Genomic DNA, 14,678 nt, shown 5'->3' on the forward strand with positions numbered 1-14,678 from the left:
CTTAGCGCAAAACAAAGTACAGAACAGCGGCGCCGTACGCTACGACGCCAGCCACAATAATATAAAACAACTTCTTACTCAGCTGATCAGCATCATCCGATTTCACCGGGCATCCTCAAGTCTTATTGTTTTTGTTGTTGCTTCTGTTTGAGCAGGTTGATGTAGGCAACCACATCGTTCATGCCTTCTGGAGTGAGCGTAGCCGCCATGGGTCGCATGGTGGCGCCGGTCGGATCTTTGACAGGATCACCTGCCCGGATTCCGGCTTTGAAATTATGCAGCTGAGTGACCATATACCAATCGCTCATACCAGCCAAGGGCGGGGCATTCAGCGCTTGGTTCCCCATGCCGGCTTCACCGTGGCACGAAACACAGACTTGGTAGGCTGCTTGACCTTTGATCGCTCGACCTTTAACGGTCGCGGCTACCTGGGGCTGAGGCAGGGCCGAGACATACTTGGAAACGGCTTCGATGTCATTCTGATTGGAAAAGAGAGTTCGCGCCATGGGCCGCATGCGCAGACCGCCGAGGTCCCGCGGGTGACTGCCCCGCACGCCTTCATAGAACTTCGTGAGCTGAGCCTTCAGATACCAGTCAGGCAAGCCTGCGATCGCGGGCGCTGCCAGATCCTGACGTCCTTCACCCTGGTCACCATGGCAATAGGTGCAGAGTTTGTAGACTCGTTCGCCCCGACCGTTATCTTGAGACAACGCGTTGCCAGCAACAAAAAGAGCTGCAAGGGAAATAGAAAGAAAACCCACCCGGAAAAACTTCATCTAGCACCTACTGAGGTCCATATTGCGACGATACAGCATTTTAAAATCCGGCTTATTACATCATAACTTCGCAAAGGGAAGCAACTGAAAGCTGGTTTTTTTTTGCCTGCGTACGCAGCGTGAAATCCAAAATGCCGTTGGACTTCACGCGAAAGGAACGTGAAATAAAACACAATGGAGTCAGGCGAACTTTCAAGGGAGGCTGGATTCATCCGATCGGATAGAAAAAAACAAAAAGCCGAAGCTCAGCTGGCTTCGGCTTTTGAAAAAGCTAAAATTTTACTTGGGGTCGCGCGGGGATTAACCCAGCACAGTCTTCGAAGCTTTCGCGACGCGGACTTTTTCGCCCTTCTGGCCTTGGTAGGCAATACCTGTTCTTTTTTTAGTCTTGGGATCGACCAGGGCCACGTTACTGATGTGAATCGCCATGGCTTTGTCGATGATTCCACCCTCGTCGCCATTGGCGCCGGGACGGCTATGTTTTTTGAAAATATTTTGACCGGCGACAAAGACTGCGTTCTTCTTGAAGTCAACGCGATCGATCTTGCCAACACCGCCTTTGGATTTACCGGTGAGGATGACGACTTCGTCGCCTTTCTTCAAACGAAACTTTTCCTGATATTTCGTCTTTGTAGTTTGAGCCATGTCAGGTATCCATTTAAACGTTGATGATTCTGGTTTTTACAGCTTTTTTGGCGAATCTTGCCCTAAGCGAACTTCTCTAGTACGGGAAAGTGCCCGTCAAGTCAAGAGAACTTTGTCCAGAGCTGGCTCGGGCTGCCGCCTGGCTTCCCCCGGACAAGTCCGTCGGTTATAACTTTTAAGAACCCTGTGGATGAGGAGTGGCGATTTTGAAATGCCTTCGACTGCTGATGAATATCCTGGCCTTTTTGACACTATATGCCTCAAGCCTGACGGCTCAAGCCCTTGACCCAGCTGGCAAGACCCGACTTGATATACGGCCGAATGACGTCATCATCTGGGAGGGTGTGCAAGCCTTGCAGGACCGCGACGGGCACCTGGTCGTAGGCTTGCGCCTGTCCACCAAAGATAATTTTTCGATTTATAAGAAGCGGCTGGAGTTTCGTGCTCCTGGCGATTTCATTGTCACCATCAAGTCCGCTCCCACCGCGCGTCTCCAGGAGGACCCTGTTGAAGGCGGGCAGATCGAGGTTTACGATGGCGGCGACTTCGAAATCGAATTGATGGGCACCCAAAAGTTCACGGAACCGACTCTGCCCATCGGCATCACGTTTCTTGGGTGTACTCATCAAATTTGTCTATTCCCCTACACTCAGGAATTGAAGATTCCGGTCTATAGCGACGCGAGCAGCTCGTCCACCAAGGCTCCGAATGCCCTTCAGGATTTTTCGACGCCAACCGATACGGCACCTAAAATCAGCGAAGGACCGAGCAGCGACCACCTCACGACCGAAGAAAAATATGCCGAACGTTTAAAAAGCGGCGAACTCCCGTGGGCTCTCGTGCTGCTCGTGGTTTTTCTCGGCGGCATCGCCACCAACCTTACACCCTGCGTTTTCCCTATGATTCCCATCACCCTAAGGCTTCTGGCTCAGCAGGGTCACGCGCGCCTCGCTTCCGTCATTGTCTATGCGCTGGGCATTATCGTGACCTATACAGGTCTAGGTCTGGTCGCCACGCTCAGTGGGGGAATCTTTGGTTCCGTTCTCGCTAATCCTTGGGTGAACGTTGCCTTTGCGATCATTTTCGCAATTCTTGGGCTCACCATGCTGGGTTTTGGCGACCTGAGCAAACTGCAGGCCTTCGGCTCGCAAATGGGCGCTGGGAAATCTTCATTTCTGAATGCTTTCGGCATGGGCGCGGGCGCCGGTTTGGTAGCAGCTCCGTGCACAGGGCCCATTATGGGTGCGCTGCTGGCTTACGCGACGACTCTGAACAGCGTTGGTCAATCGGTTGGACTCTTTTTCCTCTATAGCACGGGCTTCGCCCTGCCGTATGTCTTCCTTGGGATGGCGGCGAAACGCGTGACGGCCTTTAAAGTGAGTCCGCGTGTTCAGGTCAGCGTCAAAATTCTTTTTTCGGCGGCCATGTATGCCCTGGCTCTCTATTATCTTAAAAATCCACTCCAGGCATGGCTGAAACCGGTTCAGGGTCATTGGTATCAACTCTTTATCGGGCTCCTCATTATCAGTTTGCCAATTCTGATTGTGATCGTCCGCAGTTCTTCGCTTATCTTGCGCAAAAGCACACAGCTGGCGCCCACAATATTGTTCGGTTGTGCGCTATTTGCAGGAATTCAGTGGATGACAGGCAGTGATGTAGCAACCAAAGTCGCCTGGATGAGTGATGACGCCACGGCTTACAGTGAAGCGCAGAAAGCCGGTCGTCCGATATTGATCGATGGCTGGGCGGATTGGTGCCCCGCCTGCAAGGACATGGACAAGACCACCTTCCAGGAACCTGAAGTGATTTCCTTGCTGCAAGAGGAATGGGTTACCGTTAAGCTTGACATGACCCAGCAAACGGAAGCCGATGAAGCTCTTGCCCAGAAATACGGAATGATAGGCCTGCCAACTTTGGTCCTGGTTCCTGCGGACGGGGACCTGACCAAAAGTCGCAAACTCACAGGTTATGTCGGCAAGCAGCGTCTTCTCGATGAGTTGCGGTCTTTCAAAGGGAAATGATCATGCGACAGTACCTGCTTTACGTCACAGCCCCATCACGCTTAGCCAATATTATAGCCGCCCTGGAGCGGCTCGACGCCAAACGCCTGCCCGATGACGGGGCCCTGACGCAGAATTTTGAATTGAACCATCGTCTGCTGAAAGGCATGACGATGCGCATTCACCTCATGTCCGACATCGATGGCGTCTCACCCTTCCTGCGTCAGCATCCGGTTGACCTGCTCGTTTATGATGAACGGGGCGACGATGCGGTCGAGGCCGTGGCGGCCGTCCAGCACATCAATCGGGACGTCAGTTCGTTGACGCAGCTTTGGGGTCCCGACTTTCATTTTCCCAATTCGCGCATTGTCACCGTTCTCAAGCAAACAGCCGATGTGGATCATCGGGTGTTTATCCTGGGCCGCTTGAATGTTCGCGATGTGATCGTGGAACCGGAGAAAACCGCGCTGATGCTGCGCTGGCTCCGCGAAGTCTTGTATGCCGGGATCATCCGGGAAAATAAAGTGGGACTCGCCCTCAGCGGCGGTGCCATCGAAGGGCTGCTTTATCAGGCGGGTGCCATCCTTGCTCTCAAACATGCGTTCGATGGTCGGAGCATTTATACCTGTGATGTGATTTCCGGTATCAGCAGCGGCAGTATTGTGGGTTCGATGGTCGCCAATCAGATCGAAGTGGAAGAGCTGGTGCGCGGCATCATGGACCTGACCTCCCGCTATCCACCGTTCAAGCTGTCGACCATCTTCGATCTTGCCGGCCTTCATATCCTGAAGCGCGTGGTCAGCAGCTCCCTAAAAATGCGCCGGGTCAAACTGAGCCAATGGCTCGAAGCCACCATGGAATCGATTCCCACTGGCTTTTTCAAAGGCGATAAGCTTGAGGCCTATTTTCACGAACTCTTTGTCGACCATGGCGTCAGTGATCATTTCGATGGGGTGAAACCCAAGCTTTATATCGGTGCCACCGATCAGGATACCTTTGATCATGTCACGCTGGGCCGCTTCCCGCATGATCGCATGAATATCAGCGCCGCGGTGCGAGCCTCCTGTTCCCTGCCGCCACTTTTCACGCCGAAAGCTATCGGTGACCGCTGGTATATCGACGGTCAGGTCACCAAGAGCTGTAACCTGGAAGCCGTGGTCGAGGATGGAACGCGCCTGGTGTTTGTCATCGATCCCATGAAACCCTATCGGGCCACCATTGCCGGAACGGCTGACATCAAAGGCGGCTATTATGGGATTGTGCAGACCATCAAAGCTCTGGTTTCGACCCGTTTTGAAGCCTCCTTACGCTCCGTATCAGAACAGTATCCCGATGTCGATTTTCTCGTCTTTCAACCGGATGAAGAATGCGCCCGCCTGATGGCTGGATCACCCCTGCGGGCTCGCCTGCGGATTGAAGTCATTGAAGTTGCGTTTCAGAGCACCTTGCGCCGCCTGCGTGAAAGGCATCGGGTGTATGCAGCCAAAACGAGTCGTTATGGATTTGAACTGAAAAGCATCGATGCCTTGCGCAAACTCGAAAATTCGTACAAAGACATAATCGAGAATATCGCCAACTAATTTACAAGGATCTGCCTATGCAACCGGCTCTGACCCTCTATCATTACTGGCGTTCGTCCTGTTCCTGGCGGGTGCGTTGGGCTTTAGCCCTCAAAGGCCTGCCCTATGAATCCGTCGCTGTGAATCTTCTGAAATCGGAGCAGCGCTCGGATGAATACCTTGCGTTGAATCCCACAGGCCAGGTCCCCATGCTTAAGGTCGGAGATCGGACGGTCAGTGAATCGATGGCCATCATCGAGTGGCTGGAGGAAACCTATCCTTACGAACCACTCCTGCCCAAGGATCCATGGGACAAGGCTCTGGTGCGCGAGGTTACCATGATGGTGGTCGCTGGCATGCAGCCCCTGCAAAATCTGAAGGTCACCCGTTTTTATTCCGAAGATCAAAAGCAGCGCGACAGCTGGAGCCAGCATTTCATTGAAGAGGGTTTTCACGCGCTCGAAAAAAAGCTGGCTCCGTACAGCGGACCCTACGCCTTCGGTCATCAACTGACGTTGGCTGATATTGCGATTGTGCCTCAGGTGTACAATGCTTTGCGCGTGCATGTGGAAATGCGCCGTTTTCCGCGAATGGAAGCCATTTATTCCAATTGTCTCAAAACCGATTACTGCGACAAAGCCGCTCCGCATCGGCAACCGGACGCTCAGCCTTAGTCCATCCGCACCGGCAGTGTAGCGCCTTCATCTCAATCGAGAGATAATCTCCTTGGACTAACAACCCAGGGAGTGTTATGAAATTCTGTCTCTTTTTACCGATGATTCTGCTCCTTAACCTGCAGTTGGGCTGTGCACCACGAGACAAATCCAGGCGTTCAACGTTTATCCCCACGCCTAACCCTTCGGAAGATGGGTCGCATCCGTGGACCCAAGGCAATCCTGTCCAACCTGAGCCGTCCCCACTTCCCATTCCGGAGCCTTCGCTCCCTATCAATGGATTCGAAGCGATCGCTGCGATGGGTAGCGGCTTCAATCTCGGCAATATCTTTGATCGTAAGGATAAGCCGACCACTGTCGATGAAATGAAAGCCATCATTGATCTTTATTATCAGGCCGGGCATCGGCATGTCCGCCTGCCCGTGACCTGGATGGATGACTTTGAAGGCGATCACCTGGCCGATGCCAACGGCCAGCTGCGCACCAATCATCCCAGGTTGCGTGACCTCACGACTGTCATCGATTACGCCCTCGCGAAGCCCATGTTTGTCATCATCAATACACACCATGAACGATGGCTGAAGAGGGATTACAAGGCTGGAACTTCGGATGTCATCTTCGCCAATCTCTGGCATCAGATTGCGCAACATTTTGCTGGCTATCCCTACGAGCTGATCTTTGAGGTTCTCAACGAACCTGAAGGGGTTTTCGGTGATTTTACCGGCCCCGTCAGCCCCTTCGATGCTGAACCCATGAGGCTGACCCGTCATATCAATGAAGTCGGCTACCAGGCGATACGGAATTCTGATCCACGTAATCAGCAACGTCTGGTTCTGATCCTGCCCAATGCCCAGGGTAATCAGACCTTACTGGATGAAGTGTATCCCAATAAGGGCGACCTGCCGGATGATGGCAACGATCCCTATCTTGCTGTTTCGCTTCACACCTATGATCCATGGACATTTTGCGGTGAAGACGGTTCCAACACAAAATGGCCCGGATCGCAAAAAATCGTCGAGACAATCGACGCTGCATTCCTGCATGCCCAGACTCTTGGCGTGGCGGTGAATTATGGAGAATTCGGCGTCGGTCGGAAGGTGAATCAGAACGAGCGCAATACGGATATTGTCAGGCAATACTATCAGCTGATGACGCAAACCATCCTGGACCACGGCATGGCGCCGACGGTGTGGGATGATCGCGGCTGGTTTGGTCTGGTGGAAAAGACGGAAACCCGATCGTATCGTTTTAAATATGATCTGGTTCCCAACGCTTTAAAGTCCGATCGATAGGAATCAGCGAGAGCTGCTGGCCTGGTACTGGGACTTGGCACTTCCAGCCAGGGCCTGCGGCAAAAGACCATCGAACAGGGGCATCGGCGCTTCCGCCCCTTCATACCAGCGCTTGTAGTAAAAATAATTCCGCATCACGAGCTTCACATAGGAACGTGTTTCCCGATAAGGAATCCGTTCGATGAAGACGATCATATCGCTGCTGTCAATCGACTCCAGCCAGCGTTCCGTGGCCCTTGGGTTGGCGTTGTAACTCGTCAGCACAAAGACCGGACTCCGGTACTTTTGAAACAGGCGCTGCACATGATGCACACCTAATGTGATGTTGACCTCAGGCTCACTCAGGATCGATTCATCGCTGAGCACTTTACTCACTCGGGATGCCTTTTCAGCATCGATGTAATCGCCCCGCAAGGATCGGGCTTCCATACGCGCAGTACCGGGCATCAGCTGCATCAGACCACGCGCTCCCACGATCGACTGGGCCCGTGGATTGAATACGCTTTCCTGCCGAATGATGGCGTTCACATAGGCAGGATCGACTTTCAATTTCGCCGCATACTGCGTAACCAGTGCCGAATAAGCCCTAGGGAACAGAACTCTTTCCATGCCGCGAGGCAAGGTCAGGCGATAGGACTTGGGCAGGTTCTGGTAGATGCGCACGGCAGCGAGCCAGTCACCCGCAGCATATTGGAACAGAGCTTTGGCCAACTGCCGATGCGTATCGGTCGCGGCGGAACGAATTTCCTTAATTTCACAGGCAGCATCATCCTTCATACCGGCCAGAAGCAGCCTTTCAGCACGCTCCAGCACCCGGCGTTCGGCCAGAGGGAATTCCTTGAACATCTCGCCTTTGTTGAAGTGCGGCGCATGAACGGGTGGCAGCATAAAACGCTTATGAGTCAGACGTTCCAGCGAGTAGTGACCCAAGGCACCATAGAAGGTCGAATAAAATTCCTGAGCCAGGCGGGCCCAGAAAAACTCCGCACGATGATTCTCACCCTTTTCCAGATAAATCTTGCCAGCCCAGAAGAGGGCCATGGGTAGAGCGGCTCCATCGCGTTCATCCACGGGCTTCACCGCTTCCAGATCGATCATCTGCAAGGCAAAGCGCAGGGCATCATCACTGCGCTTCAGCAGGGTGGCCAGAACTATCATCGATGAGAGAGCTTGATTGGCCTGTTCATTTTTAGGATAAAGCTCGATAAAGAAACGATACTTTTCAATCGCTTCATCGAACTTGCCTTCGTTTTCCACCACGCGAGCATAGGTGAAGAGAGTATCCGCATGCACGGTGGGATAATCCTTCTCCGAGCGCAGCAGCATCTGACTGAAAATCTTGCGCGCATCTTCAAACTCATCGCGCCCCCAATAGATGAGGCCGAGGCGCCGCTGGACCATGGCTTCCCCAGGAAAACCGTAGGTCTCTTTCAGAGGGGCTTCCAGCTCCTGCCAGTAAGCAATGCGAGTCTTATCACCTTTGGGTTTCAAACAGCCATCGATCTTGCCTGCCACCGCTTCCACTGTGGACAAATGCTGCTTGCCGCTGTCCTCTTTCACGCCGCGAACCAAAGTATCGCGGGCAACCAGACATCCGGCGTCATTGATTTGTTTCTCCGCCTGGTAAATGCGACCCAAAGCCGTGCTTCTGTTAGCTCCTGGTTCGTCGGCGCTCTCTTCGAACAAACCGGGGTTATCACCAACCAGGCGAGGGAAAGGCTGCAATGCCGACGCCAGTTCCGCACGCATTTCTTTTTGCACATTGGGGCTCATTCCGTAAAGAAGGGCCCGTAGACTCTCCTCCATAAAACCCAGCGCGGTGAATTCCTGAATGGTCGCCAAATACTTACGCGCTGTTTCTGTCTTCAGGCTGCCTTTTTCAGTCAGGCGGAGATCCTGAAGTATGTTTTTCTTCCGTGGGCAACTGATCCCTCCACGTTCCAACAAAAGATTGCGCGCCTGCGCTCTTTCCTTGGCATCAAGACCAGGGTGGTCAATGAGGGCTTGGAGAACATAAGGATACATCGATTCGTTGGCGAGTTGGCTACCACGATCGAGCGCCTGGGCCAAAGCCCCTTTCGCCACATTTTTGTCTGTTCCACCTTCATTGCGGCGAAGGCGGAAGAGCCATGCGCTGGCGGGATCCCAAGCCTGCAAGGCCGCTTCAAATTCCTTGTCCTCGGTAAAGACCAGAGGCGATCGTCCATCGTGAATCTTCTGGAGCCAGACTTCAAGCGACGGATCCGCCTGAGCAAAGCCCATCTTGTATTCGCGCAGGACATGAGTTTCAGGCGGGGTGGGGGCTTCCGCGCTTTCTGAATAGGAAACAAACCGGGAAAGGCCGAGGAACACAAGGCACCATAAGGCTCGCAGCATATATTCTAACCGCTTGAATGGCTTCTGGGATGAACTCTGAAAACAAGTCTACCATAGCAAGGGAAGAGAGGTTAAGCGGCCTTTTTATCGACCGCCTTAAGATTCAAAGTGCAGATTTTTTCGAGGATTGATCGCTTTTCGAAGTCTGATAAGAAAAAAAGTTTTTACCAAAGATCGCCAGATGTTCCCGGGGGACCCATCCCGTCTTTCCATCCGAGAGCTGGATCTTAAACCAATCGCCGGACTCACCGAGCACAGCGCAGGGGGCTCCTTCGTGCAATTGAAATATCACCACAGCATTCCGCACGGTAGGGCTTGCGAGAACATCCACTTCGGGACTGACGATGGCGCCCCATTCTGGTTGCTGCCAGGAGGCGTGGCCCAGGCTCAGACCAGGATAAAGGCTGACCAGAAGCAGAAGACCCACGGTCACCCAGCTCAAAACGGGCGCACGGCCGCTGAAAAGCTGCCACCCGGCGAGGCTGAAGGCCAACCCAAGTGGAATGACAGTCAACCAGAACAGGGCGCGTTCACCCACCCATCGCGAGGCACTGAGAGCAAGCCAGGAATCATGGGCCAGTTTGGTGTCGAGCTTGTCGCGGGCCTTGTCTTGAAGAAAACGCAAATTGTAACGAATATCGGGATCGGTGGGATTCAAACGCGCGGCGCGCAGGTGAGCGGCAAGCGCAGCACCCATTTCTCCATTCTTATAAAGATTGGTTCCCAGGTTATAAAAAAGGCTCGCATTCGTTTCACCCTGCTGCACAGCAGCCAGATAAATTTGAATGGCTTCTTCGAAATGGCCCTGACGATAGGCATCCTCGGCGGCTGCATACCCACCGCTAGAATCTTTCGCGAGAACCGGTTTCATCAAAAAAATGGCAAGAATGAGCATTAATGAGCGCATCGTTGTTCCACCTCCGCAAGCAACTGATCGACTTTTTGCAAAGCCTCCCGTCCGAAATTTTGCTCCGCCGTGGAAGCCGCAAATCGCAATTGATCGAGATTCTGCCAAACGCGGCGCATCTCTTCGACAGTGGGACCCGCCAGTCCATGCTGGAGGAGCTGCTGCTCCAAATCCCGCAGAGTCAACGCGCTGGCTTTGATACTGAATTTATCGCCCATGTACTGACGAATGGAACTTTGCGCAAGTCCGACTGCGGCCTGGACATCATGTCGATCAAGCAGCACGCGGGCCTCATTCAACTGGCGGCTCGCCGCTTTCAAGGCTCGATCGGCTTTTTTCCGTTGATCCCTTTGCGCACCCTGACGCCGGATCCAGTGTTTCCATCCGCCCCAGCCTAAAAAAGCCAGTGTGGCCAGAAGCCATGCACTCGCAACCAGCCGATCACCAGTCCCGATTGCATGCGGCTTATGCAGCCGCTCCATGGGATGGGGTTCCAGAAGATCGCTGCCCAATGACCGCACTTCAGCAGGGGCCGACGGGGCTGGGGTTGGTTTATTATCCAAAGGCGTGGGTGCCCCGGTCGCCGCCTGGGGATCGACAGGCGCGGCTGAGCCTGTGACCTGCAGTTGACCGAGTTCGATCACCATATCCTGGTACTGACCGAGAGCCGTATTAAAATACTGAATGTTCAAAGCCCCAAGATTCAGGGCTCCGTCCACCGTCGGCACGATGGCAATTTTAAAGCTGCGCTGACCCAAAACCCCTTGATTGGCATCGAGGCTGTCGGTCGACTGCGGTTTATCCTTATAAATTTTCGCCTTATCCCCGAGTCCCAACTCAGGATCCGCCATGCCGGTGGTGGCACCCCGGCCTTGAATGGTGAGTGTCAGGGTCGCCGTTTCACCCACTTTTACCGAGGCAGGCGCAAGTTCCGCGCGTCCACTGAACTCACCCACAAGGCCACTGAAATTGGCGCGTCGCCCCGCAACAGGCAAAGGCAGGACTTCAATTGTCGTGGCCGCACTGCGAAAATGCTTCTCGGTGGTGTTGCCCGGTCCCCATAAGTCTTCCAACAGGGAACGTGTGGAGCGCCGCGGTTTACTTTGATCCACGAACCGAACATCAAGTCCGGCGGCCGGCACTTCAAATTTTCCTTCCTTCCCCGGGATCAAAATCGCATTGATTTCAGTGACGGTAAATTCCTGGCCATCCACCACCTTGGTGTAATTCCTTTCGCCATCGATTTTTTTCACCTGAAAGCCATCAGGATATCGAAAATCCGGTTGAGCCCCGACAATGCGCACACGGGAAAACACGCGAATGCTCGACAGCACGGGTTCACCGACATACACCTTATCTTTGGCCAGACTGCGCTCGATAAAAATCGGTCGATCCGAGCGTCCTTGCGTGGCAGAACCTGCCGGCATTACCCTGAATTCAAGCGGCAGCGTCTGCTCCTGCTTCCCATCGATTTTCATCACGATCGGCGGAATCGTATAGGTGCCTTCCTTGGAAGGAGTCAGCACAAACTGATACTGAACCTCGCGCGACATCCGCCCGTTGATAATGGACACACTCTGACTTGTTCCCGCCTGCCTGACGCTCAATCCAGGAACATCAGGAAATTGCGGGTCGCCGTCAGCGGAGCCCTGGACCGCAAGTGTATAGACGAACTGGTCCTCGAGGCTGCCCTCGGGTTTATCCAATTCTCCCGTCACGGTTCCCGCCAGGATCGATCCCGCGTAGAACATCAGGAAGACCAAGATGCCTGCGAGCTTACCAATCCTTGCCATTACGTGATTTGCCCTCCGTATTTGCCTGTTCCGGGGTAAGAATATAAGTGCCGATGCGATCATCCACCGATCGGAGAAGTTTTTCGGCTTCCTGCTTTTTCAGATCCTTGACCGTCAGGACTCGCTGCCCATCAGGGCCTTTGGCCTCGCCTGACGGCGGAACACCCTGCTGGGCCATACCTTCTTTTTGATCCTGTTGAGCTTTATCGCCTTGCGGATCCACAGCGCCCGCACCGTTCTCCTGCTTCGCTTTGTCCCCGGCTTGAGCAGCCTGACCATCTTTCTGCGCCGTCTGCTTGTTTTGCTGGCCATCCTTCTGCGCATTCTGCTGGGATTGACCATCACCCTTCTGCGCATTCTGCTGGGACTGAGCATCTTTCTGCGACGGATCGCTCTTCTGCGCATTCTGGGACTGACCATCCTCCTTCTGCGCATTCTGCTGGGACTGATCACTCTTGTCTGCACTTTGCGCATTCTGCTGCGGCTGACCGTCCTTTTGGGTCCTGTCATCCGTATTCTGCTGGGACTGACCATCCTTCTGAGCAGTCTCTTGATTCTCCTGCCCCGCCTGCTTTTGATCCGCCCCACCACTGTTTTGGTTTTGCGCCTGTTTGGAATCCTGCGACGGGTCATTCTTCTGCTTCGGATCATTATCCGCGTTTTTTTGCTCCGGCTTTTGCTGATTCTTTTGATCACGGGCAAACTGCAAATTATCCTTGATCATGACATTGTCGTTGTCATAGCTCAGCGCCTCTTGAAACTCAGCCTCGGCCTGATCCCAGCGTTGCTGCTGCGCCTGGGCCACGCCTTTGTTATAGGCCGCACGACTTTTCAATTGGGGATCAGGCGATTGCTTGGCTCGGTCGAAGTATTGACTGGCTTCGTCGTATTTGCCCTTTTGAAACAGGGCCACACCGGTGTTGTAAAGTTGATCGTAATCCTGCGGCTTTTTCTGGGTGTGGTTTTGAAAACTTTTGGCGGCTTCTTCATACTGGCCCTTTTCAAAGGCCTTATAAGCATCCCCCAGTCCATCCGCACGCAGAGACGTTGTGGGGACAATCAGGATCAGGACCAGACCCCAACCCTTTATCCACGTCATGACAGCTCTCCGCGACGTAACTGTTCCACCCATGCCTTAACCTTCTCACGCCATTCCAACGATTCAGCGGCACCAAGCCATTGACCGGCAAATTTCAATTGCTCCGACAGACTCAGGAATTTTATCAGGTCTTGCTGAAAATTTGCTGAGAGAACCGGACTTTTCTCGAGACTCGTTCTGGTTTCCGCCAGGGTTTGGCCGGTAATGGGCAGGCCAGTCCGGAGTTCCAGGGCTTCGCGCAGCACAAAGCTCAGCTGAAAGAAAAAATCCTCGCAGGCTTCCCGGCTCCAGGGCTCTTGAATGTTCAGGGTTTGCAGGCGTTGCTCCACGCGCAACCAGGGATCCACGGGCCGGGTGACGGGTGTGATGGGTCGATGCGCACTTCGGCGGCGCAGCCGTGTCCATAAAAACCAGCCAATCAGGGCCAGTGCAAGACAAGCAAGGCTGCCGAGCATGACCGGCATCCAGGGAAAGGCTTCAGGCTGCAGGCCCATGATTCCATGAGGCAGCTGCGGGGCGGCAGGGGCATCAGGCATCAGGCGTCCTCACGGCGCATCAACATGCGCAAAGATCTCTTGGATCATCTGCTCAACGGCAATATTGTCCGCTTCCGCTTCATACGTTGGCAGAACCCGATGACGCAAAATATCAAGGCCCACGTCCTTGACATCCTGTGGCGTGACATAGGCACGCCCCTGAAACAGTGCATTCAGACGCGAAGCCCGCTCCAGATTGATGGAAGCGCGCGGACTGGCCCCGACTTTGATCATGGCTTCCAACTTGCGCAATCCATAAGACGCTGGCTTCCGCGTGGCAAACACCAGCTCGACGATATACCGACGAATTTTATCGGATACATGAATCTGCTTCATCAATTCCTGGCAACGGAGAATATCAGCAGCCTGCATCACCTTTGCCAGGTGAATATCATCACCGCTGGCCATCCGCTGCACGACTTCGATCTCTTCATCAAGAGTATTATAGTCGACCTTGATCTTGAACAGAAAGCGATCCATCTGTGCTTCAGGCAAGGGATAGGTGCCTTCCTGTTCGATGGGATTTTGGGTCGCCATGACCAAAAAAGGTTTGGGCAGCGTATAGGTCGTATCCCCAAGCGTAACCTGGCGTTCCTGCATCGCTTCCAAAAGCGCCGACTGAACCTTGGCCGGAGCCCGGTTAATTTCATCAGCGATCAGCAGGTTGGTAAAAATCGGGCCTTTTTTGACCTTGAATTCTGCCTGCCTCGGATCATAGATCTGAGTCCCGATCACATCCGCCGGCAAAAGATCCGGGGTAAACTGAATACGTGTCACCGCCAGATCAGAACAGTCCGACAAGGCCTTGACCGCAGTGGTCTTCGCGAGACCCGGTAACCCCTCCAGCAGCACATGCCCCTGGCCGATCAAACCCATCAGCAGGCGTTCCATCACCTGCTTTTGCCCCACCATGCGTTGACCAACAGTGGTCAACACCAGATTGATGTGCTGAGCCGCAGTTTCCACATCGCGATCCAATTCGTGTCCCATCATGGACTTGTTTCTCCTCATGACATCATCT

At 53.8% G+C, this 14,678-nt stretch carries 12 protein-coding genes; 4 read left to right on the forward strand and 8 right to left on the reverse strand.

From position 1 onward, the window contains the following. Positions 1-122: 122 nt before the first annotated feature. Together VE954_RS30290 and rplX are read right to left on the reverse strand one after the other, a co-directional pair. Complete coding sequence (locus VE954_RS30290; protein WP_324960014.1) at positions 123-776, reverse strand: c-type cytochrome; 654 nt, start codon at positions 774-776, stop codon at positions 123-125. Between the two features lie 300 nt (positions 777-1,076). Next, positions 1,077-1,421, reverse strand: coding sequence for a 50S ribosomal protein L24 (gene rplX, locus VE954_RS30295; RefSeq protein ID WP_324960016.1), 345 nt, complete (start codon positions 1,419-1,421; stop codon positions 1,077-1,079). 206 nt (positions 1,422-1,627) lie between these two features. Between rplX and VE954_RS30300 the strand changes: the two genes are divergently transcribed. The 4 genes from VE954_RS30300 (at position 1,628) to VE954_RS30315 (ending at position 6,946) form a co-directional block, all read left to right on the forward strand. Continuing rightward, complete coding sequence (locus tag VE954_RS30300) at positions 1,628-3,442, forward strand: protein-disulfide reductase DsbD family protein (protein ID WP_324960019.1); 1,815 nt, start codon at positions 1,628-1,630, stop codon at positions 3,440-3,442. 2 nt (positions 3,443-3,444) lie between these two features. Next, entirely contained in the window at positions 3,445-5,001 is a 1,557-nt protein-coding gene (locus VE954_RS30305) for a patatin-like phospholipase family protein (protein WP_324960021.1), read from the forward strand. Between the two features lie 17 nt (positions 5,002-5,018). Beyond that, the gene (gene maiA, locus VE954_RS30310; RefSeq protein ID WP_324960023.1) at positions 5,019-5,654 is read left to right on the forward strand and encodes a maleylacetoacetate isomerase; all 636 of its coding nucleotides are present in this window, start codon (positions 5,019-5,021) and stop codon (positions 5,652-5,654) included. Between the two features lie 77 nt (positions 5,655-5,731). Then, entirely contained in the window at positions 5,732-6,946 is a 1,215-nt protein-coding gene (locus tag VE954_RS30315) for a glycoside hydrolase family 5 protein (RefSeq protein ID WP_324960025.1), read from the forward strand. Positions 6,947-6,949: 3 nt separating this feature from the next. Here VE954_RS30315 and VE954_RS30320 read toward each other — a convergent pair whose 3' ends face one another. From VE954_RS30320 to VE954_RS30345, 6 genes are all read right to left on the reverse strand, one after another. Then, the gene (locus VE954_RS30320; RefSeq protein WP_324960027.1) at positions 6,950-9,322 is read right to left on the reverse strand and encodes a transglycosylase SLT domain-containing protein; all 2,373 of its coding nucleotides are present in this window, start codon (positions 9,320-9,322) and stop codon (positions 6,950-6,952) included. Between the two features lie 103 nt (positions 9,323-9,425). Further along, positions 9,426-10,229: a tetratricopeptide repeat protein gene (locus VE954_RS30325; protein ID WP_324960029.1), complete on the reverse strand. Its 804-nt coding sequence runs from the start codon at positions 10,227-10,229 to the stop codon at positions 9,426-9,428. Continuing rightward, positions 10,217-12,022, reverse strand: a complete 1,806-nt coding sequence (locus tag VE954_RS30330; protein WP_324960031.1) for a BatD family protein — start codon at positions 12,020-12,022, stop codon at positions 10,217-10,219. The genes VE954_RS30325 and VE954_RS30330 overlap by 13 nt, the downstream gene beginning before the upstream one ends. Beyond that, positions 12,006-13,121 (reverse strand): tetratricopeptide repeat protein, encoded by a 1,116-nt coding sequence (locus VE954_RS30335; protein ID WP_324960033.1) that lies wholly within the window; start codon positions 13,119-13,121, stop codon positions 12,006-12,008. The genes VE954_RS30330 and VE954_RS30335 overlap by 17 nt, the downstream gene beginning before the upstream one ends. After that, positions 13,118-13,657, reverse strand: coding sequence for a hypothetical protein (locus VE954_RS30340; protein ID WP_324960035.1), 540 nt, complete (start codon positions 13,655-13,657; stop codon positions 13,118-13,120). The genes VE954_RS30335 and VE954_RS30340 overlap by 4 nt, the downstream gene beginning before the upstream one ends. Before the next feature lie 9 nt (positions 13,658-13,666). Beyond that, positions 13,667-14,650 (reverse strand): MoxR family ATPase, encoded by a 984-nt coding sequence (locus VE954_RS30345; RefSeq protein ID WP_324960037.1) that lies wholly within the window; start codon positions 14,648-14,650, stop codon positions 13,667-13,669. Between the last annotated feature and the right edge of the window lie 28 nt (positions 14,651-14,678).

The sequence above is a fragment of the Oligoflexus sp. genome, assembly GCF_035638955.1.
Lineage (GTDB): Bacteria > Bdellovibrionota_B > Oligoflexia > Oligoflexales > Oligoflexaceae > Oligoflexus.

Excerpts from the sequence above, each read along its gene's own strand:
- VE954_RS30290 (WP_324960014.1), bottom strand. The coding sequence starts at position 776 with ATGAAGTTTTTCCGGGTGGGTTTTCTTTCTATTTCCCTTGCAGCTCTT.
- rplX (WP_324960016.1), bottom strand. The coding sequence starts at position 1,421 with ATGGCTCAAACTACAAAGACGAAATATCAGGAAAAGTTTCGTTTGAAG.
- VE954_RS30305 (WP_324960021.1), top strand. The coding sequence starts at position 3,445 with ATGCGACAGTACCTGCTTTACGTCACAGCCCCATCACGCTTAGCCAAT.
- maiA (WP_324960023.1), top strand. The coding sequence starts at position 5,019 with ATGCAACCGGCTCTGACCCTCTATCATTACTGGCGTTCGTCCTGTTCC.
- VE954_RS30315 (WP_324960025.1), top strand. The coding sequence starts at position 5,732 with ATGAAATTCTGTCTCTTTTTACCGATGATTCTGCTCCTTAACCTGCAG.
- VE954_RS30320 (WP_324960027.1), bottom strand. The coding sequence starts at position 9,322 with ATGCTGCGAGCCTTATGGTGCCTTGTGTTCCTCGGCCTTTCCCGGTTT.
- VE954_RS30325 (WP_324960029.1), bottom strand. The coding sequence starts at position 10,229 with ATGCGCTCATTAATGCTCATTCTTGCCATTTTTTTGATGAAACCGGTT.
- VE954_RS30330 (WP_324960031.1), bottom strand. The coding sequence starts at position 12,022 with ATGGCAAGGATTGGTAAGCTCGCAGGCATCTTGGTCTTCCTGATGTTC.
- VE954_RS30335 (WP_324960033.1), bottom strand. The coding sequence starts at position 13,121 with ATGACGTGGATAAAGGGTTGGGGTCTGGTCCTGATCCTGATTGTCCCC.
- VE954_RS30340 (WP_324960035.1), bottom strand. The coding sequence starts at position 13,657 with ATGCCTGATGCCCCTGCCGCCCCGCAGCTGCCTCATGGAATCATGGGC.
- VE954_RS30345 (WP_324960037.1), bottom strand. The coding sequence starts at position 14,650 with ATGATGGGACACGAATTGGATCGCGATGTGGAAACTGCGGCTCAGCAC.